This is a genomic window from Stutzerimonas sp. Brlt_14 (assembly GCF_051948915.1).
Taxonomy (GTDB): Bacteria; Pseudomonadota; Gammaproteobacteria; order Pseudomonadales; family Pseudomonadaceae; genus Stutzerimonas; species Stutzerimonas stutzeri.
This window is the reverse complement of the sequence record NZ_JAYJLM010000001.1, coordinates 629,622-650,818: the sequence shown is the minus strand read 5'-3', so window position 1 is coordinate 650,818 and position 21,197 is coordinate 629,622. Positions and strand designations below refer to the sequence as shown.

The following is a 21,197-nucleotide window of genomic DNA, read 5'->3' as shown; positions in this document are numbered from 1 at the left end:
TGTGCTGCTTCGGGGGGGACAGCGGCGCGGGGCGAGGCGGGCGTCACTCGCAGTTGACCATCCAGGACAGACCGAAGCGGTCGGTCAGCATGCCGAAACGCTCGGCCCAGAAGGTCTTCTCTAGCGGCATGATCACCGTACCGCCTTCGCCCAGGGCAGCGAACAGCTGCTCGGCCTCGGCCACGCGGGTCGGGTGCAGGGAAATCGAGCAGCCCTTGATGCCTTCGTACGGTCCTCCGCCACAGGTGTCTCCGGGCAGCGTGTCGGAGGCCATCAGCGTGCTGTCGCCGAGGTTGAGGCAGGCATGCATGATCCGCTCGCGGTACTCGGCGGGGAACTGCTCGGCATCCGGCGCCTGGGCGAAGGTCATCAGCTCCAGGGTGCCGCCCAGTACCTGCTGGTAGAAGGTGAAGGCCTCGCGGGCATTGCCGTCATAGGTGAGGTAGGTGGAAAGCTTCATCTTCGTGCTCCTTGCTGTCAGTGGTTGAGTTGCGCACGCAGGCGTTCTTCCTGCTCGCGCAGTTCGGGGGTGAACTCGGCGCCGAAGTCCTCCGCTTCGAAGACCTGGCGGATCTCGATCTCCGCCTCGCCGATGGCGGACGGCGGGCAGCGCCTGACCCAGTCGATCGCCTCCTGCAGCGAAGCGGTCTGGAACAGCCAGAAGCCGGCGATCAGCTCGCGGGTCTCGGCGAACGGGCCGTCGATGACGCTGCAGCGCTCGCCGTCGAAGCGCACGCGCGCGCCCTTGCTGCTGGGCTGCAGGCCCTCGCCGCCGAGCAGCACGCCAGCGTTGGCCAGTTCTTCGTTGTAGCGGCCCATGGCCGCAAGCACGTCCTCGCCGGGCATCTGGCCGGCTTCGGTTTGCGGCGTGGCCTTGATCATCACCATGAAACGCATCGGTCGACTCCTTCGTTGGATGGAAAGGAGCCTAGACGGGGATGTCGGGATTTCCGCTGGCTCCGATCATTGGTCGAACGGGCGCGGGACAAATCGACAGTGCAGTGGAAACTTTCCGAGTCAGCGCAGCGGATAGCTCAGCAGGAGCAGATGCAGGCAGTTGAGGAGGCCATGCAGCGACACCGCCACCCATAGCCGGTCGCCGGCACAGTGGAACGCCAGGCCGTAGCCCAAACCGGCCAGGCCGGCGAGCAGGGCGAAGCCGGTCCCGAAGGGCAGATGAGCCGCGCCGAACAGGATCGCTGCGAGGCCGATGCCACTGGCCGCGCCGAAGCGACGGACCAGTTCACGCTGCAGCAGAGCGCGAAAGATCAGCTCCTCTGCGAGACAGGTGACGGCCAGATTGACGGCCAGCCAGGCGAGGAACTGCTCCGGCCACTTCGGCTGCCAGGCGAGGACGCCGCCGGCCACCGCCAGCAGCGGCACGGATGCCAGGCACGCGCCCGAGACCAGCCATGTGCAGCGCTTCGAGCGCCAGGCTGCGCGCGGCTGGCCCAGCCACCAGGCGAGCAGCAGCGCGGCGACCATGGCCTTGTCCGGGCTGAGCCGCAGTTGCCAGGGCGCCGCACCGCCCAGGTCCTGGGGCGGCCCCAGCGGCAAGGGGTTGAAGCCGGGCAGCAGATGCGCGGCCAGCACAATGGCGCCGATCAAGGTGGTTGCCAGCCACGGTAGCCGTGGCAGGTACGGCTCGGCCAGCAGCCAGCCGGCGAACGCCAGCACGAGCAGCGCCCCGATCGGCTCGATCAGGCCGAGTGCCAGGCCGCTCAGCAGTGTGGCGAGAGGGACGCCCAAGGGCAGCGCGGCGCGCACGTCACTGCAGCCGGTAGCGCGCCAGTTCACGGGGCGTCAGCAGGCGCATGCGCCAGGGATCGATCTGCTGCATGTCATCGGCCAGTCGCGGGTTCACGCCCATGTCGCGCAGGTAGGCCTGCGGCGTGCGTCGCGGCCGCTGGCCGATGGACAGCGCCGACTCGCCGTTGGCGAGATAGGGCCGATGCAGGCCGACATAGCCACGTATGGTGCGTTGTCGGCCGGCCGCCAGCAGGTAGATGCAGCTGCCCTGGCAGACCGCGCTTGCCGGCACCAGCGCATCGAAGCCGGTTTCGCGCAGCAGGTAGCCCATGCGCATGGCCTCCGCCGTGCTGCCGCCGATGTTGTCGAGGATCAGCAGCTTGCGCGCGTATTTGCCGGGATGGGCCATGATGCCCTTGAGCAATGCCTCGTAGTCGCCCGGCGCGATCTGCTCGGTAACCCGAGCCACCAGTACCAGCCCCTGGTCCTCGTGCTCCAGCGGCAGTACCTCGACCTTGGCGTGGGCGGTGCAGGCGAACAGCGCCAGGGCGCAGAGGGTGGCGAGGCGGAGCATCGAGCAGGCGGTCCTGTTGTGGGAGGTGGCGAAGATACCTGCCGCGCCGGCTTTCGCCTACTGCCTTTGCATGTTGCTCAGCCGGCCGGCTGCTCGACGTTCGCCAGGCCGTCGAGGCGCTTGCTCCAGTCTTCCACCGCGTTGTTCTGCAGCCTGCGTTCGACGAGCGTGCGCCAGTTCGGCACCAACGGCAGTTCGGCCAGTTCGAGCAGGTCGGCGCGCTCCAGCGGTCGGCGGTAGAGCACGTCCATCACCCGCGTCAGAGGCCAGCGCGGGTAGGCGCGCTGCTCCAGCAGCAGTGCCTGGCCGACCTGCAGCTCGCCGGGCTCGAGCACCTGGTAATACCAACCGCACAGGCCGCTTCGCTGGACGCGCAGCGACATGTCCTTCACGCCGAAGCGGTCGTTGAGCTTCCAGCAGGGCTGGCGGGTCTGCGCCACCTGCAGCAGCACGTCGCCACAGCGCAGCACGTCGCCCAGGCAGAGGTCGGCCTCGCCGAGGCCGGTGGTGCTGATGTTCTCGCCGAAGGCTCCGGGCCGCTCGAGCAGCGGTGAATGGCCGAGCTGAGCACGCCAGTGGTGATAGTGCTCGAACGGGTAGTGATGCAGCGCCTTGTAGACGCCGCCATGCACACGGCGATCGCCCTGTTCGTCGCCGGCGAGCCCTTCGCTGCCGACCGCCACCGGCCCGGCAGTGGGTTGCTTGGCAATGGCGCTGTGGCTGCCGGGGCGGGTGAAGGGCACGGCTGTGCCGACGAGCAGCTGTTCGATCCTGGCCAGTTGCATGCGGGGCTCCTTGCTGAAGGCGGCTGGCGAAGCGCCGATTGTGCCGCAGCGCAGGCCGTCTGGCCCGCGCTTCGTGACGCCATCCCGGCAAGGGGAACCGCCAGCCGCTCGCCGGCTGCTAAGGCGCGTCGGTGGACAGCGCGCGGATCATCGCCGTGGTCAGGTAGAGCCGCGGCGCGATGCTGGCCAGTTCGATGTACTCGTCCTCCGAATGCAGCCCGGCACCGACCACGCCCATGGTTTCCAGCACGGCCGGCTTTTCGCTGCCGGGTACATAGGCATAGCCGGCATCGGTGCCGAATCGCATGGCGATGGGTTCGATGCGCTGGTCGATCTCGCTGTACAGGCGCTGGGCGGTCTCGGCCAGGCGCTTGGAAGCGGAATTCTCCGCCAGCGGCGGGCGACCCTTGTCGATGCGCAGTTCGACCTGGGTGTCATCGATCAGCCGGTTCTGAATGATGCGCTGGCCGTCGGCGAGCACCCGCTCGGTCTCGGTAAGGTCCGAGTAACGCATGTCCGCCTCGGCGCTGGCCTTGTTGGGGATGATGTTGCGCTTCTCGCCGCCGTCGATCATGGTCCAGCTGACCGTGGTGCCCTTGTCCGCATCCCCCAGATCCTTGAGCTGCACCAGCTGGTGCGCCAGCTCCAGGATGGCGTTGCGTCCATCTTCCGGTGCGGAGCCCGCGTGGGACGACTTGCCCTTGACCTCCAGCATCACGGCGTTGATGCCATTGGTTGCGGTGGTTACCGCGTCGCGATCCGGCGGTTCGTAGGAGAAAACGTAATCATGCTTGCGGGCGAGTTCGGCGATCAGTGCCTTCGAGCCCGCCGAGCCCATCTCCTCGTCCGGATTGAACAGCACGGTGATCGTGCCGTAGTCGTCGAACTGCTGGTCGCGCAGCAGCTTGAGCGCATGCAGGATCATCGCCACGCCGCCCTTGGCATCGGCGACACCCGGCCCGTAGGCGCGCTGCCCGTCCATGCGGAACGGGCGTTCGGCGGCGCTGCCTTCGGCGAACACGGTGTCGTAATGGATCATCAGCAGGAAGTTCTTGCTGCCCTTGCCCTGCAAGGTGGCGACGATATTGTCCCCTACCGAGGGCGTGGCCGGTCGGGTGCTCACCTCGGCCCCCAGTGCCTGCAGGCGCTCGACCAGCATCTGGCTGACCGTGGCCAGACCCTTTTCCTGGCCGGTGCCGGTATCCACGGCTACCAGCTGCTCGACGGTTTCGAGATAGGCCGGCTGTTCGGCTTTCGCCTGTTTCAACAGTTCGGCGGGTTCGATTTCGGCAGCCACGGCGGTCACAGACGACAGGCAGAGTGCGACTGCGGCGGCAAGCGGGGCGATGGCGCGGACGTGCATCGGGAAGACCTCGGATCGCGGGGGGTGTTCAAGCTCAGAGCCTCGCCGCTGGCACAACGTTCAGCGTTTCACCTCGCCTGGAGAGTGCTAAGGTCTGCTTTTTCCACTTGTCGGAGAACTCCCGGTGTCCCTGACCACGACCTACGATCCGCAGAACATCTTCGCCCAGATCATTCGCGGCGACGCCCCCTGCTACAAACTCTACGAGGACGACGACGTGCTCGCCTTTCTCGATCTGTTCCCGCAGTCCTTCGGCCACACGCTGGTGATCCCCAAGCGCTCGGCGGCCTGCAACATCCTCGACGTGGACAGCGAGGCGCTCGCGAAGGTGATCAAGGTGGTGCAGAAGCTGACCCGGGCCATCGTCGCCGAGCTCGAGCCCGACGGCGTGCAGGTCGCCCAGTTCAATGGCGCGCCGGCCGGGCAGACGGTGTTCCATATCCACATGCACATCGTGCCGCGCTACGCCGGTGAAGGGCTGGGCATCCACGCGGCGGGCAAGGCCGATCCGGCGGAGCTGGAGAAGCTGCAGGCGCGCCTGCTGCAACGCATCGCCACCCAGGCCTGATCACGGCGCCGGCCATGTCGGCGGCCGGCGCGCTTCGCGACCATCGCAGCAGCAAACAGGCACCAAAGTACAATTCGTGCCCGCCGGGGGGCTTCGTACCCTGCGGGCATGATGCCTCCCACGCTCGTCCTCGTTCGCCGTATACAGCATGCCTTCAGCGCCTGCAGCAGGTGGCTGCGGTTCGGCGTGCTGCTGAGCATCGCCGTGCTGCCCTGGTGCGCCCGCGCCGAGGCGTTGCCGGTGCTCACCCTGAGCGTGCTGCAGTTCGGCACGCCGCACTGGGAGCTGGAACACCTCAAACGACGTCAGCTGGACCACGCCAACGGCTTCGAACTGAAGGTGCGCCTGGCGGCCGACGTGCCGGCGTCGCGCCTGGCATTGTCCAGCGGCAGTGTCGATGGTGCGGTGAGCGACCTGCCCTGGGCGCAGACGCGGCATGCGGCGGGCAGCAGCTATCGCTACCTGCCGTTCTCCTCGCAGCTCGGTGAAGTGCTGGTGCCGGCCGGCAGCACGATCCGCACGCTGGCCGATCTGCGCGGCAAGCGCATCGGCGTCGCCGGTGGGCCGGACGGCCTCGGCTGGCTGCTGCTGCAACGCGCCGCGGCGGAGCAGGGCATCGATCTCGCCAGGGAGGCCCGCGTGCAGTACGCCGCGCCGCCGCTGCTGGGCCAGGCGCTGCGCCGCGGCCAGCTGGATGCGCTGCTGACGTTCTGGCATTTCTCCGCGCGCCTGCGTGGCGAGGGCGGGGTGCAGACTGCCTTCGGCCTGGCCGACCTGCTGGGCGATCTGCAGCTCGACGCGCAGTTGCCGGTACTCGGCTATCTGTTTCCCGAACCCTGGGCGCAGGCCAACGAAGCGTTGCTGCAACGCTTCGCCAGCGCACTGCGCCAGAGCAAGCACGAGCTCGCCAGCGAACCGGCGTACTGGCAGGCGATCCGTCCGCTCATGCGCGCCGAGGATGAGGCGGTGTTCGCCGCGCTGCGCGACAGCTTCGTCGCGGGCATTCCGCAGCCGCTGGATGCCGCACGAATCGCCGACCTGCAGCGGCTGCTGGTGCTGACCGGCAGCGATCCGGCTCGGCTGATGCCGGCCGCGCTGTTCCAGAGCGCACCATGAGCGGCTCGCGCTGGGCCTGCTGGGTGGCGCTGCCGTTGGCGCTGCTGCTCTGGGCCGGCATCGCACTGGTGGTGCAGACACCGTTGCTGCCCACGCCCGCCGCTGTGCTCGAGACCTTCTGGCAAGCGCTGCAGAGCGGCGAGCTGCCCGAGCACCTGCTGGTGACCTTGCGCCGGGTGCTGATCGCGTTCTCCCTGGCCATGGCGCTGGGCACGCTGCTCGGTGTGTGGATGGGCCGCTCGCGGCTGGCCAATGCGCTGCTCGATCCGCTGCTGGTGCTGTTTCTCAACCTGCCGGCGCTGGTCACCATCATCCTGCTCTACGTCTGGTTCGGCCTGGTGGAAGCGGCGGCGGTGCTGGCGGTGGTGGTCAACAAGGTGCCGAACGTCGCGGTGACGGTGCGCGAAGGCGCCCGCAGCCTCGACCCCAAGCTCGAGCAGATGGCGCGGGTCTACGGCTTCGGCCGCTGGCAGCGCATCGCCCACGTCTGGCTGCCGCAGCTGTTCCCCTACCTGATGGCGGCCACCCGCGGCGGGTTGGCGCTGATCTGGAAGATCGTGCTGGTGGTGGAGCTGCTCGGTCGCTCCGACGGCATCGGCTTCCAGCTGCACATGGCCTTCCAGGTGTTTGACGTGGCCAGCATCCTCGCCTACAGCCTGGCGTTCATCGCCGTGGTGCAGCTTATCGAGCTGGCCCTGCTGCAACCGCTCGAACGCCGCGCCTCCGCCTGGCGCGAAGCAGGCGTGCGCCATGCTTGAGCTGCGCCTGAATGGCCCCGCCGCCGGCCACCCGGTGCTCGGTGTGATCGAGGGCCGGGTGTGTGCCGGCGATCGCATCTGCCTGCTCGGGCCTTCCGGTGTCGGCAAGACTACGCTGCTCAACGCCATCGCCGGCCTCGAGCCGCGGTTGAGCCCAGGCGTGCAGCAGCGTGCCGGGTTGCGCATCGGCTATCTCTTCCAGGAACACCGGCTGCTGCCCTGGCGCACGGTGCGGCAGAACCTGGCACTGGTCGGCGCCAGCCCGGCCGACATCGAGCGGCTATTGGCCGAGGTGGGGCTGAGTGGCGCGGCCGACAGCCTGCCGGATCAGCTCTCGCTGGGCATGGCGCGCAGGGCGGCACTGGCGCGCTGTCTGGCGATCAAGCCGGATCTGTTGCTGCTCGACGAACCCTTCGCCTCGCTGGATGCCGAGCGCGCCGCCGAACTGCGCGACCTGATAGCGCGGCTGCTCGTTCGGCACCCCGGGATGGCGATGATCTGCGTGACCCATGACCCGCGCGATGCCGACTACCTGGCCAACCGCCTGTGGTACCTGGTCGGCCGCCCGGCAACGCTGCGCTGCGATGAGCCGCTGGCGGCTGGTAGCCAGAGCGGCGCGCCGCTGCGTCGGGCCTGAACCCTTCAGCCTGCCACCAGCTGCGTCAGCGCATGCAGCACCAGTCCGACCAGGCCACCGACCAGGGTGCCGTTGATGCGGATGTACTGCAGGTCCTTGCCGACGCTCTGTTCCAGCTGCTCGACCAGTTCGCGGCTTTCCCAGTTCTCCACGCGCTGAACGATATAGGCGCCGATCTGCCCGCGGTAGCGTTCCAACAGGCCGGGGGTGGCCGCCAGCAGTTGCTCGTTGATCCAGTTGCGCATGGACTCGTCCGCCGCCAGGCCGTCGCCGAGACCGCGGCAGAGCGCGACGATACGCCGACCGATGCGCGAATCGTCGCGGGCCAGGTCGCTTTCCAGCCAGGCTGTGAGTTCCTGCCAGAGGTTGCCGAAATAGGCGCTGGTGGCCGGGTGTTCCAGCAGTTGGGCGAGGATGCGCTCGACCTCCAGGGCGTAGTGCGGGTCCTGTTCCAGGCGTTCGATGTATTCGCCGACGTGCTCGTCGAAGCGCTGGCGGATCAGGTGTTCGGGGTCGGCAGCGATCTCGGCGATCAGCGCGGACAGGCCGTCGACGAACTTGTTGGCCGACCAGCCGCTCACCGGCCGGCTCAGGCCGAGATAGCGCAGGGTGCGGATCTCCCGGCTGATGGCGTCGGCGACCAGCGCGCGGGTCTGTTCGTCCTGCATGATCGAGTCGAGGCGCAGCAGCAGTTCGTCGAGCATCGCCTGATGGCGCCCCTGGCTGGTCAGCACGCGCAGTGCCTGGGCCAGCGGCGGGGCGAGGTCGAACTTGCGCAGGCGGCCGATCACCTTGGCTTCGACAAAGGCGCGCACGCGCTCGTCATGCAGCGCGGCGATGCCGAAATGCGCGACCCCGGTAAGCCGGCGGCCGACCGCTTCGGCATTGCGTGGATGGCGCAGCCAGCCGGCCAGGCGCGAGGCGAGGTCCAGCTCCTGCAGCTTGGCCAGTACCAGCGGCGTGGCGAGGAAGTGGGTGGTGATGAAGCTCGACAGGTTGCGGCCGATGCGCGCCTTGCTGCGCGGGATGATCGCCGTATGGGGGATCGGCAGGCCGAGCGGGTGGCGGAACAGGGCGGTGACGGCGAACCAGTCGGCGATCGCGCCGACCATGGCAGCCTCGGCGAAGGAGGCGACATAGCCCCAGGCCGGGTGAACGGTCTCGAAACGGGTCGCGACGATGTACAGCAGGGCGGCCAGCAACAGCAGCAGGCCGGCGACCAGCTTCATCCGCGAAACCGGTGACTGCCAGGCGCTGATCAGCGAACGCATGCGGTTCCTCGTGTCGATGGTGAGCGTGTGTGCAGTAGACAGCAAAGCAGGGATGGCGGTCGGTACGCGCTGCAGCTCTGCAGGGTAGGTTCAGCAGTTGGCTGCGATGCTTCGGTGGGCTGAGCCCACCTCTGGGGCATGAAGCCGTGAGGTGGGCGTCGCCTCGTGGATCAGACCTCGTCTTCTTCCTCGCGGATCAGCACGTACTGGCCTTCGGCGTCGTTCAGGCAGTCCCAGACGTAGAACATCGAGATCTTGCCCGGGCTTTCGGTGACCGCGGCATAGTCGCCGGGCACGGCGGTGAAATAGACCCCGGAATCGGGTGCCGCCTGACAGGCGATGCGGGCGACGACGAAGGCTTCCGGCGCGGTGCCGTCGAAGTAGTCGTCGCGATCCTTGGCATCCCATTCGGCCGGCGCCTGGAAGGGGCCGGTGATGACGATGCGTGCGTCTCCTAGGTCCTGCTCTTCCGCTTCCTCGTCATATTCGTCGGGGCGGTAGAGGGTGCATTCCAGAGCGTCCGGGTTTTCGAGAATGGCCGCGCGGGATTGTGGGGTGAGTGTCTGCATGGAATCTCCGACTGCGGTTGGGTGAGCTGGCAGTGTGGTGGAGCGCAGCGGGTAGCGCAATCGGTTGGATGGTCGCGCCTGCCTGCGACGCCGTCCCGCGCGGCGTCACAGGCGCTGCCTGCCAGGGCTAGGCGCGGAAGCGCTCGACCTGGGTGCGCAGTTCGGCTGCCAGCTTGTCCAGCTCGCCGGCGGTGCCGGCCAGGTTGGCGACCACCTCGCGCTGCTCCTGGTTGGTCAGTGCGATGCTCTGCAGGTTGCTGCTGAGCAGTGTGGCGGTGCTGCTCTGCTCCTGGGTGGCGGTGCTGATGGCGCTGAACTGCTCGTCGGCACTGCGGCTCTGGTCGTCGATCAGGGCGAGCACCTCGGCCACCTTGGCGTTGCGCTGCAGGCCGTCGTCCATCAACCGCTGGCCCCGTTCCATGGTGCTCATGGCGTTGCCGGTTTCGGCCTGGATCTGGCTGATCATGCCGGTGATGCGGTCGGTGGCTTCGCGGGTGCGCGAGGCCAGGCTGCGCACCTCGTCGGCGACCACGGCGAACCCGCGACCCTGTTCGCCCGCCCGTGCGGCTTCGATGGCCGCGTTCAGGGCGAGCAGGTTGGTCTGTTCGGCGATGGCGGTGATTACCCCGACGATGCTGCCGATCTCCTGCGAGCGCTTGTCGAGGCTCTCCACCACGCGGGCGGTACCGCTCAATGCCGTGGCGATCTGCGCCAGGGCCTCGGATGCCTCGTCCATGGCGGCACGGCCGACACGGGTCTGCTCGGCATTGGCGCGCGCCACGCGCTGGGTGTCGCGCATGTTGTCGGCGATGTTCAGCGAGGTGGCGCTGAATTCCTCCACCGCACCGGCCATGCTGGTGATCTCGCCGGACTGCTGCTCCATGCCTTCATTGGCGCCGCCGGAAAGCCCGGCCAGCAGTTGCGCACGCTGGCTGACCTCGCCCGAGGCGCCGCGGATACGCGACACCATGCCCGACAGCGCGTCACCCATGCGGTTGAAGCTGTCCGCCAGCTGGCCGATCTCGTCGCGGCTGCGCACGTCCAGGCGGACGCTGAGATCGCCCGCACCCAATGCCTGCGCCTGCTGCACCACGGCAGCCAGCGGCTTGAGCTTGTGCCGCAGCAGCCAGATGGTCGCGGCAACCGCGAGGATCATCGCCAGCAGGTTGCCAATGGCCAGCCGGGCGCCGATGCTCCAGGTCACGTCCTGTATCTCGGCCGCCGGCATGCTCGCCAGCACGGTCCAGGGGCCGCCTTCGAAGAGGGTCGCGACGCTGTAGATTTCCTGGTCGGCATCGCTCCAGTAGCCGCCCGTGCCGTTCTGGCTGATCAGCTCGGCTACCGTTGCAGCGGCCTGGTCGGCCTGCCGCAGATTGGCCGGCGCGACCAGCCATTGGCGTTTTTCGTCGAGCAGCGCGAGCGAGCCGGTTTCGCCGATGCGAAAGCGCGCCAGGTTGTCGAACTGGATTCGTTGTGCGTCGGTGTAGTCGAAGCCGACGAACAGCACGGCGATCACCTGGCCGGCAGGGTCCTTCACCGGCGTGTACTGGGTCATGTAGTGCCGGTCGAAGAGGAACGCGCGGCCGATGTACTGCTTTCCACTGAGTAGCAGCGGATACGCCGGGTGCTGTCGGTCCAACAGGGTGCCGATCGCGCGGCTGCCGTCCTGCTTGGTGACCGAGGTGCTGACCCGCACGAAGTCGTCGCCCGTGCGCGCGAACACGGTGGCGACACCGGCGGTCATTTCGCGGAAGTCGTCGACCACGCTGAAATCGTTGTTCAGTGGCGCGCCTTCATGCATGAGCGCTGGCGTCATGACGCCGCCGACGTCGATACGCTGGTCGGTGGCGAGCTGCAAGCCATCGCTGAAGCGCTTTTCGAACAGCCCGCTCAAGCGCTGAGTGTTCTCGCGCAGGGTGCCGTGGAAGGTCGCCAACTGATCGGCCAGCAGCCGTGCTTCGCTGGCCAGATGCTGCTCCCGGGTGTTGAGGTTGGATGCGCTCAGCGAGCGAAGCGCGAAGACGGTGCTGCCGGTGATGACCACGGCAAGAATGAGCGCAAGCGCCAAGCCGAGTTGCGAGGCGATTCGAGCACGAGGCTGCTGCAAGGGATCTCCTGACCGAGCAGAAAGGATGGAAGGCATATGCTCGATACATTCGACGCTATCGGCTTGGCGACATCGATCTTTAGACGCTGCGACGGGCGTGTTGTGTGGCCTGCACCGGCTTCGGACCACCGGTAGGCCGTGCCGCGAACGTCACGGCTTTTGCCGCCTCCAATCGATACCGAGCCACCACTGACAAGCGAGGCAGGCGTGAAAACAGACGAGCTGCAGGCGGGCGAGGAGCCCGACGTGACCATGACCGACTCCGGCGAGAAGAACCCCGGCGAGGATCCGGATTTCGACGACAAGCCGACCCGACTGGACGACCCGGACGAGCCCGAGGTGCTGTCGGACGATCCGGACATCCAGGGCATCGACGGCTCCAACCAGCCGAGCTAACGCCCCAACGACCCGCCTGTGGCGGGCCGTCCCTACGCGAGGACATATGCATGGACATCTATCAAGTCAGACCCACCACGGTGGGCTGGGAGCTGGAAGACCAGCAATCCCATGAAACCGTGCTGCGCACCCTTACCAAGGACGAGATGTACAGTGCCCTGGACGCCTTCATGGACGGCCGCACGGCGTCGGTGGAGGTCATCGGTCGCGACGGTGAGGTGGAGGAAGAGCGGCCCTATCCGGGCAGCCATCACCTGTGATGCGGCAGGGCAATTTCCTTCAATAATGCGATCTCCCGCGCCGGGTAGCCTGCGGCCTTCCTAATCCAGGCAGGCACCGCTTCTCATGGAACTCTATCTCTCGATGGCCGCCTTCGCCCTGGCGTCCTCCATCACGCCCGGGCCAGTCAATCTGGTAGCGCTGAACTGCGGTGCGCGGTTCGGCTTGCGTGCCAGCGGCCGACACATCGCCGGCGCCACCCTCGGTTTCACCCTGCTGTTGCTGCTGATCGGACTCGGCCTGTACGAGTTGCTGGAACGCGCCCCGGTATTGCTGCGCGGCATTCAGTGGGGCGGTGTGGCCTTTCTGCTCTACATGGCCTGGCGCCTGGCCGCCGATGACGGTCGACTGCACCCTCAGAGTGCCACAAGTGGCCCCTCGCTCTGGCAGGGTGCGCTGATGCAATGGCTCAATCCCAAGGCCTGGCTGGCGTCGGTGGCTGGCATGGGGCTTTTCGCGGCGAACGGTGATGTGCTGCGGATCTGGCTGTTCGCCGGCCTCTACTTCCTGATCTGCTACGCCTCCATTGCCTGCTGGGCCGGCGCCGGCGCCTTGCTTGGTCGCTATCTGCAGGAACCGGCGCGGGTTCGCTGGTTGAATCGCAGCATGGCATTGCTGCTGGTCGCCAGCGCGCTCTATCTGCTGCTGGGCTAGTGCCGTGCGGCCCTGGCGACACGGTCGCGGTACTGCCCGGGAGTCGCCGCCAGCTGGCGCTTGAAGGTGCGCTGGAAGTGCGCCTGATCGGCGAAACCCGCGGCCAGGGCCACCTCCGCCAGCTCACGCCCCTGGCGCAGCCAGTGCTGGCTGCGCTGGATGCGGCGGTTGAGCAGATAGGCGTGCGGGGTCATGCCGTAGTGCTGCTTGAAGGCGCGGATCAGGTAGGACGGCGACAATCCGGCGGCCTGGCAGATGTCCTCCAGGCGCAGGGCCTGGGTGCAATGCTCGGCGATATAGTCGGCGGCGCGCCGCAGCTGTCGCAGCGGCTCGCTGGTCGCCCCGCGCGGAGCCGGGGCCAGCGTCTGTTGCAGCTGGGTGAAGAACTCGACCGCGAGACTCTGCTTGTGCAGCGTCTCGCCCTGCGGATCGGTCAGGCAGGCATGAAGCTGCGTCAGTGCACCGAACAGCCGCGGGTCGGCGCTTTGGATGGCGGCATAGGGCACGAAGCGGCCATCGCTGCTGGCCCCCAGCTCGTGTTGCAGCGCCCCCAGCCAGTGCGCATCGACATAGAACATCAGGTACGACCAGGGCTGGCCGTCGATGGGGTTGCAGGCATGCACGGTCTGCGGATTGATCAGCACCAGGGTGCCGCGGCTGATCCGTGCGCGGGCGTCACCGTTGAAGTAGGTGCTGGCGCCGGCAGTGATCGCGCCGATGGAAAAGGTCTCGTGACAGTGCGCGGCATAGCAGACCTTGCGGCCATCGGCGACGGCGCGCGCTTCCAGGAAGGGCAGGGCGTCGTCGCGCCAGAAGCGGGGTTGGTCGTCGTCCGGGTTGTTCACGTTGTGCCTGCCGTCATCGATACGAAACTGAGGTCTGACTCTAGCAATCATCCGCCGCTCTGGCATGCTCGATCGTCCGGCTCGCCGCTTCGTCTTCCGCACAAGGAGTTCCCATGCGCCCGTTGCTTGTCTTCACCGCACTGCTTTCGCTGGCCGGCTGCTCGTCGTGGCAGCCCGATGCCGAGGACATCGAGCCGGTGCCGGCCGAGCGGGTACTGGCCTATCAGCAGCCGCTGGAAAACGGCGGCGAGGTGGTGGTGACGCGGGATTTCGGCCTGCGCGGCGGCGGCTGCTACATCGCCGTGCTGATCGATCGCCAGCTGGCGGCACGCATCCATGTCGGCGAGGTGGTGCGTTTCCAGGTGCCGGCTGGCGCGCGGATCGTCAGCATCGGCACCGATCCGCTGGATGACACCCTGTGCGGCAAGCTCAGCCTGCGCCGCGAGAAGCTGGCGCAGGTGCAGGCGGGCCAGACGCTGGAGTATCGCGTCATCAGTGACAACCGCATCGGCTTCGACATCATTGCGGTCGAGCCGTAGCCCGCAGGGTTACTTGATCACCTTGCGCGCGGTCTCGAGGTATTCGTTGCCGTAGCGCTTAACCTCGGCGGCGTTCTGTGCCTCGGAGGCGATATGGATTTCCTCGAGGGTGTCGGTCAGGCCATCCATCTCCTCGTTGATCTTCTCCAGCGCGTCCTTGAGCGTGTAGGTCAGCTCGTGGATCTGCGCGAGGCTCTCCGGCGTCAGGCCCTGGGCCATGGCCTGTTCCAGCCGGCTGTTGTACTCGGAGAAGTTCTTCACCGCCTCGGCCAGGTTGCGTGACGGTTGCGCGTCGGCGATGGCGTGGCTGGCGATCAGGCTGGACAGCGCCAGCACGGCAGTCTGGATGAGTGTTTTCACGACAGGTCCCATGGGTCGAAAGATGGGGCGCGAAGGTATCACTTGGCCATCCGCGCGACGTGCAGCAGCGCACAGTCTGCGCTGCGCCATTAGTCGCATGCCGGTGATGCGCCGGGCCCGTCCTGACCACGCCGAAGCGTTCGGAGGGTGATGCTGCCGAGTTCCCGTCAGGTCTCTGCAGCGGCTCTGGCACGCCCGTTGCGAGAGGTTTTTCGCTAAAGCGCAGAGGCGATCGGCCGATAGCGATTTGCTGCTGGCTGTTCGCCGCTATCGGTGCCAGCGCTCGGGGATTCAACAACAACTACCTCGTCCCGTCTCCAGGATTGCATGGTTCCGCAAGGGAACCGCAGGCCGGCACTGCCTCGTGTCGGCATGAACCAGTCGAACCTGTTGCCTTACTTGCCAATTTGCCACGCCTTCGGCGCCGGCATGCCATATGGAAAAGAACGAATGATGCAGCAACTGACTATCCGAGCCCGCCTGCTGATCCTGATCGGGGCAATGCTGAGCGCCTGTCTGGTCATCGGCCTGACCGGGCTGAACGCGCAGCAGCGCAGCGTTGCCGGCCTCAACACCGTTTATCTCGACCGCGTGGTGCCATTGCGCGACCTCAAGCTGATCGCCGACCTCTATGCGGTGAAGATCGTCGACGCCACGCACAAGACGCGCAGCGGGATGCTCAGCTACCAGCAGGCGCGTGATGACGTACGGACCGCGCGGGCCGAGATCCGGCGGCTCTGGGGCGAGTACATGAACACCAGCCTGATCGACGCCGAGCGGCAGGCGTCCGCCCGCATCGAAGTGCTGATGCAGAAGGCCGACGCACCGCTGGACGACCTTGAACGCATTCTCGACCGCCACAGCGAAAAGCGCCTGGCCGCATTCGTCATCAACGATCTGTACCCGCTGATCGACCCGATTTCCGAGGGCTTCAGCGAGCTGATCGGCTTGCAACTGGGCGAAGCCAAGGGCGAGTACGAGCGCGCTCTGGCGCTCTATCAGCGCAATCGGGTGCTGAACATCGGTTTGCTGCTGGTCATGCTGATCGGCGGCGGGATTTTCGCCATGGTCCTGCTGCGCAGCATCAGCCGGCCGCTGGAAGCGCTGAAGCAGGCGGCAGCCTCGGTCGCCGCAGGTGACCTGAGTCGTACCATCGAGTGCCGCGGGCGTGACGAGATCACCCAGGTGCAGCAGTCGATCCGGCAGATGCAGCAGACCCTGCGCGACACCCTGCAGGACATCCAGGGCTCGGCCACGCAACTGGCGTCCGCCGCCGAAGAGCTGCATGCGGTCACCCAGCACACTGCCCAGGGCATCCACCAGCAGAACGAGGAAGTGCAGATGGCCGCCACTGCGGTCACCGAGATGTCGGCGGCGGTGGACGAGGTGGCCGGCAACGCCAACCGCACCTCCGATGCCTCGCGTAATGCCGAGACGGTCGCCGATGCGGGCCGCCGGCAGGTCACGGCGACGCGCCAGACCATTCACCAGCTCAGCGATCGGCTGCAGGAAAGCGTCGGCACCGTGACGCGGCTGGCCGAGGAAGCGGCGAGCATTGGCAAGGTCGTCGACGTGATCCGTTCCATCGCCGAGCAGACCAACCTGCTGGCACTCAACGCGGCCATCGAGGCGGCGCGCGCCGGTGAGGCCGGGCGAGGTTTCGCGGTGGTGGCTGACGAGGTGCGCAACCTGGCGCAGCGCACTCAGAGTTCGACCCAGGAAATCGAGCGCATGATCGGCGCGATCCAGAGCGCCACCGAGCAGTCGGTGCACGATATGCAGCAAAGCAGCGAATTCGCCGCGCGCAGCCAGGCCATGGCCGACGAGGCGGATCAGGCGCTGGGGCTGATCGCCGAGCGGGTCGGGCAGATCAACGAGATGAACCTGGTCATCGCCAGTGCCGCCGAGGAACAGGCACAGGTGGCCCGAGAGGTGGACCGCAACCTGGTAGCCATTCGCGACATTTCCGAGCAGAGCGCCACCGGCGCGCAGCAGACTTCGGTGGCCAGCGACGAGCTGGCGCGGCTGGCCACGCAGCTCAACCGGCTGGTGGGGCGCTTCCGCCTCTGAAGCAACTCGCCGCGGACGCGGCCGGGACATGCGCTGTCGCAATCCGGTCGCGAACCCGGCAGCACGAATGCATTCCTATGTACGGAGCTGTCTCACCGAACAGAGGAGTCGCCCCGTGAAAACTGCCGTGTCCGCTCTGGCGCTTGCCGCCGGCCTAACCCTGAGCCTGCCAGTACTGGCCGAAAGCCGGACCAGCTATGGCCCGCAGCTGGAAGGATTCAGCTATCCGCATCCGCTCAAGCACTATCGTTTCGAGTCCCAGGGCAAGCCGATGCAGATGGCCTACATGGACGTTGCGCCGACCGGCCAGGCGAACGGCCGCACGGCGCTCCTGCTGCATGGCAAGAATTTCTGTGGCGCGACCTGGGAGCGCACCATCGAGGTGCTCAACGAGGCCGGCTACCGCGTAATCGCCCCTGATCAGGTCGGTTTCTGCAGTTCGAGCAAGCCCGAGGGCTACCAGTTCAGCTTCGCCCAGCTGGCGCACAACACCCAGGCCCTGTTGCAGCAGGAGGGCATCGACCAGGTCAGCGTCATCGGTCATTCCATGGGCGGCATGCTGGCCGCGCGGCTGGCGCTGAGCTATCCGCAGCTGGCCGAGCAGCTGGTGCTGGTGAACCCCATCGGACTGGAGGACTGGCAGGCCGAAGGCGTGCCCTATGCACCCATCGATCAGCTTTACCAGGCCGAGCTGAAGACCGATTTCGACAGCATCAAGGCCTACCAGCAGAAGTTCTACTACAACGGCAACTGGAAGCCGGAGTACGACCGCTGGGTCGCCATGTTGGCCGGCATGTACGCCGGCGAGGGCAAGGAGCGGGTGGCCTGGAACCAGGCGCAGACTTCGGAAATGGTCTTCACCCAGCCGGTGATCCACGAGTTTCCCCGCATCAGCACACCGACACTGCTGCTGATCGGCGGCCTGGACCGCACCGCGCCTGGCGCCAACCGGGCGCCGGACGAGGTCGCCAAACGCCTGGGTAACTACCCGGAACTGGGCCGCCAGGCCGCCGCCATGATTCCCCAGGCCAGGCTGGTGGCCTTCCCGGACCTGGGGCATTCACCCCAAGTCGAGGCGCCGGAAGAATTTCACCGTGCCTTGCTCGAAGGACTGCAGCGTTGAGCGATTCAGCTGAGTCGCCGGATGGCTTATCTCAGCAGATGCACCGCCAGGCCGGCCACAGCGCAGGCCAGCAACACCTGGATCACGCCACGCTTGTAGCGGAACAGCGCCACGGCTGCACCTAGCGCGATCATCGCCGAGGGCCAGTCGAATCTGCCGGCGAAGCCCTCTGGCCAGAGCACGTGGTAGCCGAAGAACAGCGCCAGGTTGACGATCACGCCGACCACCGCGGCCGTGATTGCGGTGAGTGGGGCGGTGAACTTGAGCTGGCCGTGAGTCGACTCCACCACGGGGCCTCCGGCCAGAATTAACAGGAACGACGGCAGAAAGGTGAACCAGGTGACCAGACACGCTGCGAGGGCGCCGGCGGCAAATGCCTGGTCGGCAGCGAAGACCGGCTGCACGTAGGCGCCGACGAAGCCGACGAAGGCCACCACCATGATCAGCGGGCCGGGCGTGGTTTCGCCCAGCGCCAAGCCATCGATCATCTGAGTCGGGGTCAGCCAGGCGTAGTGCCCGACTGCACCCTGGTAGACATAGGGCAGCACCGCATAGGCGCCACCGAAGGTCAGCAGCGCGGCCTTGGTGAAGAACCAGCTCATCTGGGTGAGTGTGCCGCCCCAGCCGAACAGCGCCATCAGCAGAGCCATCGGCAGTATCCAGAGCACGGCGCCGATGCCGAGCAGCGCGATCAGGCGAGGCCAACGAAAGCGCGCATGGGCAGGTGGTGGGGTGTCGTCATCGATCACCGCCGGGCCATAGGATTTGTCCGCCGCCGCATGGCCACCGCCAAGGTTGAACTGACCGGGCGCGAAGCGTCCGCCCAGGTAGCCGACCAGGGCAGCCCCCAGCACGATGAGCGGGAAGGGCACGTTGAGCGCGAAGATCGCCACGAACGAGGCGCCGGCGATAGCCCACAGCCAGCCGTTCTTCAGTGCGCGCGAGCCGATGCGGTGGGCTGCATGCAGCACGATGGCGGTCACGGCCGGTTTGATGCCGTAGAAGATCCCGGCGACCAGCGACACCTCACCGTAGACAAGGTAGATCCAGGACAGCAGGATGAGGATCAGCAGCGACGGCAATACGAACAGCGCACCGGCGACGATTCCGCCCCAGCTGCGGTGTAGCAGCCAACCGATATAGGTCGCCAGTTGCTGCGCCTCCGGGCCGGGCAGCAGCATGCAGTAGTTGAGTGCGTGGAGAAAGCGCCGTTCGGAGATCCAGCGACGCCGCTCCACCAACTCCTGATGCATGATCGCGATCTGCCCGGCCGGGCCGCCGAAACTGATGAAGCCGAGCTTGAGCCAGAACAGCAGCGCCTGCCTGAAACTCACGGGCTCGCTACGCGGTTGTGCCGAGTCGGGTTGCATGCTGTTGTCATTCATCGGTCTGCGTTTCCACGGCAAAGGCCGCCAGCAATCCATCGAAGATGGCGCAGGCGGCGTCCAGTAATTCGTCGTCGCTTTCCAGGCTGGCGCGCAGGCCGGCCAGCACTCGCTCCACGCCCGCGGCTTCGGCAGGCTGGGTGCCGCCGATGTCCAGGTAGTGCACAACAGCGGCCACTCGGTCGAGCCCGGGCGCCGCCAGGGAGAAGCTGGCCTGAATGGTTTCGAAAGTGACGCGGTCGCCGACATGGCTGAAGCGCGCGCCATCGAAATCAAAGCCCAGTGCCTCGCTCGGGCAGGCTTCGGGCGTCGGTAACCAGAGGATGCGTGCCGCGGGGTCGATAAAGCGCCTGATCAACCAGGCGCTGGCCAGGCGGTCGACCCAGGGTCGGCAGCGGGTGGCCCATGTGCGTCCCTTGAACTCGTGCAACGACAGCCGCTCCAGCGCCTGTTCCTGGCTGCTCGGCTCGTCGCGTGAAAGCGCCCGGCTGATGGCCAGTTCCAGCTCGCGCAGTTTGGCGTCGGCCTGCTGCTGCGCCGCATCCGGGAAAAAGTCGATCTCCGTGAGTTGGGCGTAGGCCTTGCGCAACTTGCGCGCTTGGCGCGTCAGCGACAGCGCGGTCTCCGGCGTGACCTGGATGAGCTGAGTGTCGGCCTCGGCACGCAGACTGGCGTACTCCGACGCTCTGGAAAACAGTGAGACGAAGCGCTCGCCCTGGGGATCGCACACCGGCAGAACGCAGGCATAACCCTCGCCGCCGAGGATGTCGCGCTCGACACGGGACATGCTTTCGCGACAGGCCGGCTGATCCGGTAGTAGGTAGACGCCGTCGCGCAATACCGCAGCGCCGGCTGCCTTCAGTGCTCGCCAGGCGCGCATGCGTTCGGCGGCATTCGATGTCGGCAAAGCCAATATCAAACAGAGCCAATGAGCCACTGTAGAGCTCTCACGTAAATGTGTGCGAACTCTACATCACTTATCGATAGTCAGCAGCGTATTGCTGCCGAATCTAATCGCGGCTGGAGATCTCCACCGACGGCTGACTGGCGGACTTGAGCAACGCCTGCAGTGCCCTGGCGTAGGCGCTGGGTGCTACGCGCAGGCTGTTGTTGTGCGTGGCGCCCTCCACCAGCAGCAGCTCCTTGGGCGGGCGTGCGGCTTGGTAGAGCTGTTCGCTGAAGCGTGCCGGCACGTAGCGGTCATCGGTGCCGTGTACCACCAGCAGCGGCATGCCGATGCGGTCGATCTTGTCGATCGAGTCGAATTTCTGCGACAGCAGCCAGCGCACCGGCAGCGTGGTGTCGGAAACCACCGTCGCCACGTCGGCCAGCGAGGTGAAGGTCGATTCGATGATCAGCGCCCGCGCTTGCGGCGGGCTGTCGCCGCGCTCGGCCTGTTCGCCAAGCTCGGCAGCGAGGTCCACGGCCACCGCGCCGCCAAGGGAGTGGCCGTAGATGAAGCGTTTGTCCGGGTCCGGTTGCAGCGCCTTCAGACGTTCCCAGCCGACCCGTGCGTCGGCGTAGACACTGCGTTCGGATGGCAGCTCGCCCAGGCTCTGGCCGAAGCCGCGGTAGTCGATGGCCAGCACCGAGAACCCCAGGTTGCGCAGCTGCTCGAGACGGAACAGATGGCCGGTGAGGTTCCAGCGCACACCGTGCAGGTAGAGCAGCGCGGGAGCATCGGCATCGGCCGCCGGCCACCACCAGGCGTGGATGTTCTGCTGGTTGCCGAAGGTCGAGTGCGTCAGCTGCAGTTCTTCGACGCCGCGGGGCAGGCCGCTGAACCAGGACGCGTTGCCCGGCTCGATGCGAAATACCAGTTCGCGTTCCTTCTGCGCGAGCACCGAACAGCCGACCGGCAGGCCAACGGCGATCATGGCAACCAGCAACAGGCAGAGCCGGCGGGCCTTGCTGCGGAACAGGAAGAAACGCTGCAAGGGCGTTCACCTCGACGATCAGAAAGCCATAGATGGGACCCGCTTGCCGGACGATCTGCAAGACGGGTCGTCGCAGCACTGATTACTGCATGTTGCGCGCCAGGCTGGAGGC

The 21,197-nt window shown here is 66.8% G+C and carries 24 protein-coding genes; 10 read left to right on the top strand and 14 right to left on the bottom strand.

Annotated features, from left to right (window positions below):
• Positions 1 to 43 precede the first annotated feature (43 nt).
• The 6 genes from VF716_RS03185 to VF716_RS03160 form a co-directional block, all read right to left on the bottom strand.
• The gene (locus tag VF716_RS03185) at positions 44 to 460 is read right to left on the bottom strand and encodes a VOC family protein (protein ID WP_011914041.1); all 417 of its coding nucleotides are present in this window, start codon (positions 458 to 460) and stop codon (positions 44 to 46) included.
• Positions 461 to 477: 17 nt separating this feature from the next.
• The gene (locus VF716_RS03180) at positions 478 to 897 is read right to left on the bottom strand and encodes a YciI family protein (RefSeq protein ID WP_061374244.1); all 420 of its coding nucleotides are present in this window, start codon (positions 895 to 897) and stop codon (positions 478 to 480) included.
• Between the two features lie 120 nt (positions 898 to 1,017).
• Entirely contained in the window at positions 1,018 to 1,797 is a 780-nt protein-coding gene (locus VF716_RS03175; protein ID WP_045633814.1) for a CPBP family intramembrane glutamic endopeptidase, read from the bottom strand.
• Positions 1,769 to 2,323, bottom strand: coding sequence for a periplasmic-like protein (locus VF716_RS03170; RefSeq protein ID WP_048329652.1), 555 nt, complete (start codon positions 2,321 to 2,323; stop codon positions 1,769 to 1,771). Before VF716_RS03170 ends, VF716_RS03175 begins: the two co-directional genes overlap by 29 nt.
• 77 nt (positions 2,324 to 2,400) lie before the next feature.
• On the bottom strand, positions 2,401 to 3,108 hold the full coding sequence (locus tag VF716_RS03165; protein WP_125850199.1) for an MOSC domain-containing protein: 708 nt from the start codon (positions 3,106 to 3,108) through the stop codon (positions 2,401 to 2,403).
• Between the two features lie 118 nt (positions 3,109 to 3,226).
• Positions 3,227 to 4,471 carry a M20/M25/M40 family metallo-hydrolase gene (locus tag VF716_RS03160; RefSeq protein ID WP_013983561.1) on the bottom strand — a complete coding sequence of 415 codons (1,245 nt, stop codon included), beginning with the start codon at positions 4,469 to 4,471 and terminating at the stop codon, positions 3,227 to 3,229.
• 124 nt (positions 4,472 to 4,595) lie between these two features.
• Between VF716_RS03160 and VF716_RS03155 the strand changes: the two genes are divergently transcribed.
• From VF716_RS03155 to VF716_RS03140, 4 genes are all read left to right on the top strand, one after another.
• On the top strand, positions 4,596 to 5,039 hold the full coding sequence (locus VF716_RS03155; RefSeq protein WP_013983560.1) for an HIT family protein: 444 nt from the start codon (positions 4,596 to 4,598) through the stop codon (positions 5,037 to 5,039).
• A gap of 108 nt (positions 5,040 to 5,147) precedes the next feature.
• Complete coding sequence (locus VF716_RS03150; protein WP_172399886.1) at positions 5,148 to 6,155, top strand: ABC transporter substrate-binding protein; 1,008 nt, start codon at positions 5,148 to 5,150, stop codon at positions 6,153 to 6,155.
• A complete protein-coding gene (locus tag VF716_RS03145; protein ID WP_011914033.1) occupies positions 6,152 to 6,913 on the top strand; it encodes an ABC transporter permease in 762 nt (253 codons plus the stop codon). Before VF716_RS03150 ends, VF716_RS03145 begins: the two co-directional genes overlap by 4 nt.
• A complete protein-coding gene (locus tag VF716_RS03140) occupies positions 6,906 to 7,550 on the top strand; it encodes an ABC transporter ATP-binding protein (protein WP_011914032.1) in 645 nt (214 codons plus the stop codon). Before VF716_RS03145 ends, VF716_RS03140 begins: the two co-directional genes overlap by 8 nt.
• A 5-nt stretch (positions 7,551 to 7,555) precedes the next feature.
• Here VF716_RS03140 and VF716_RS03135 read toward each other — a convergent pair whose 3' ends face one another.
• The 3 genes from VF716_RS03135 to VF716_RS03125 all read right to left on the bottom strand — a co-directional run bounded on the left by VF716_RS03135 (position 7,556) and on the right by VF716_RS03125 (position 11,533).
• Complete coding sequence (locus VF716_RS03135; protein WP_011914031.1) at positions 7,556 to 8,821, bottom strand: DUF445 domain-containing protein; 1,266 nt, start codon at positions 8,819 to 8,821, stop codon at positions 7,556 to 7,558.
• Positions 8,822 to 8,991: 170 nt separating this feature from the next.
• The gene (locus VF716_RS03130) at positions 8,992 to 9,390 is read right to left on the bottom strand and encodes a hypothetical protein (protein WP_011914030.1); all 399 of its coding nucleotides are present in this window, start codon (positions 9,388 to 9,390) and stop codon (positions 8,992 to 8,994) included.
• A 127-nt stretch (positions 9,391 to 9,517) separates the two neighbouring features.
• The gene (locus VF716_RS03125) at positions 9,518 to 11,533 is read right to left on the bottom strand and encodes a methyl-accepting chemotaxis protein (RefSeq protein ID WP_394391216.1); all 2,016 of its coding nucleotides are present in this window, start codon (positions 11,531 to 11,533) and stop codon (positions 9,518 to 9,520) included.
• A 171-nt stretch (positions 11,534 to 11,704) separates the two neighbouring features.
• Between VF716_RS03125 and VF716_RS03120 the strand changes: the two genes are divergently transcribed.
• From VF716_RS03120 to VF716_RS03110, 3 genes are all read left to right on the top strand, one after another.
• Complete coding sequence (locus tag VF716_RS03120) at positions 11,705 to 11,893, top strand: hypothetical protein (RefSeq protein ID WP_017246272.1); 189 nt, start codon at positions 11,705 to 11,707, stop codon at positions 11,891 to 11,893.
• A 50-nt stretch (positions 11,894 to 11,943) separates the two neighbouring features.
• Positions 11,944 to 12,153 carry a hypothetical protein gene (locus VF716_RS03115; RefSeq protein ID WP_014597330.1) on the top strand — a complete coding sequence of 70 codons (210 nt, stop codon included), beginning with the start codon at positions 11,944 to 11,946 and terminating at the stop codon, positions 12,151 to 12,153.
• Between the two features lie 85 nt (positions 12,154 to 12,238).
• A complete protein-coding gene (locus tag VF716_RS03110; protein WP_014597329.1) occupies positions 12,239 to 12,826 on the top strand; it encodes a LysE family translocator in 588 nt (195 codons plus the stop codon).
• Here the strand turns inward: VF716_RS03110 and VF716_RS03105 are convergent.
• A complete protein-coding gene (locus VF716_RS03105; protein WP_011914026.1) occupies positions 12,823 to 13,671 on the bottom strand; it encodes an AraC family transcriptional regulator in 849 nt (282 codons plus the stop codon). The two genes, VF716_RS03110 and VF716_RS03105, sit on opposite strands and share 4 nt — an antisense overlap.
• A 113-nt stretch (positions 13,672 to 13,784) precedes the next feature.
• Between VF716_RS03105 and VF716_RS03100 the strand changes: the two genes are divergently transcribed.
• Entirely contained in the window at positions 13,785 to 14,210 is a 426-nt protein-coding gene (locus VF716_RS03100) for a hypothetical protein (protein ID WP_011914025.1), read from the top strand.
• A gap of 9 nt (positions 14,211 to 14,219) precedes the next feature.
• On the opposite strand, the gene VF716_RS03095 is transcribed toward VF716_RS03100, so the two are convergent.
• Positions 14,220 to 14,570: a DUF6746 family protein gene (locus tag VF716_RS03095; RefSeq protein WP_013983550.1), complete on the bottom strand. Its 351-nt coding sequence runs from the start codon at positions 14,568 to 14,570 to the stop codon at positions 14,220 to 14,222.
• A gap of 450 nt (positions 14,571 to 15,020) precedes the next feature.
• Between VF716_RS03095 and VF716_RS03090 the strand changes: the two genes are divergently transcribed.
• Positions 15,021 to 16,640: a methyl-accepting chemotaxis protein gene (locus VF716_RS03090; protein ID WP_014597328.1), complete on the top strand. Its 1,620-nt coding sequence runs from the start codon at positions 15,021 to 15,023 to the stop codon at positions 16,638 to 16,640.
• Positions 16,641 to 16,755: 115 nt separating this feature from the next.
• Positions 16,756 to 17,763 carry an alpha/beta fold hydrolase gene (locus VF716_RS03085; protein WP_041755627.1) on the top strand — a complete coding sequence of 336 codons (1,008 nt, stop codon included), beginning with the start codon at positions 16,756 to 16,758 and terminating at the stop codon, positions 17,761 to 17,763.
• Between the two features lie 26 nt (positions 17,764 to 17,789).
• On the opposite strand, the gene chrA is transcribed toward VF716_RS03085, so the two are convergent.
• From chrA to VF716_RS03070, 3 genes are all read right to left on the bottom strand, one after another.
• Positions 17,790 to 19,148 carry a chromate efflux transporter gene (gene chrA / locus VF716_RS03080; protein ID WP_020306948.1) on the bottom strand — a complete coding sequence of 453 codons (1,359 nt, stop codon included), beginning with the start codon at positions 19,146 to 19,148 and terminating at the stop codon, positions 17,790 to 17,792.
• Positions 19,141 to 20,085: a chromate resistance protein ChrB domain-containing protein gene (locus VF716_RS03075; protein ID WP_011914021.1), complete on the bottom strand. Its 945-nt coding sequence runs from the start codon at positions 20,083 to 20,085 to the stop codon at positions 19,141 to 19,143. The genes chrA and VF716_RS03075 overlap by 8 nt, the downstream gene beginning before the upstream one ends.
• A 73-nt stretch (positions 20,086 to 20,158) precedes the next feature.
• The gene (locus VF716_RS03070) at positions 20,159 to 21,085 is read right to left on the bottom strand and encodes an alpha/beta hydrolase (RefSeq protein WP_011914020.1); all 927 of its coding nucleotides are present in this window, start codon (positions 21,083 to 21,085) and stop codon (positions 20,159 to 20,161) included.
• Positions 21,086 to 21,197: the final 112 nt, after the last annotated feature.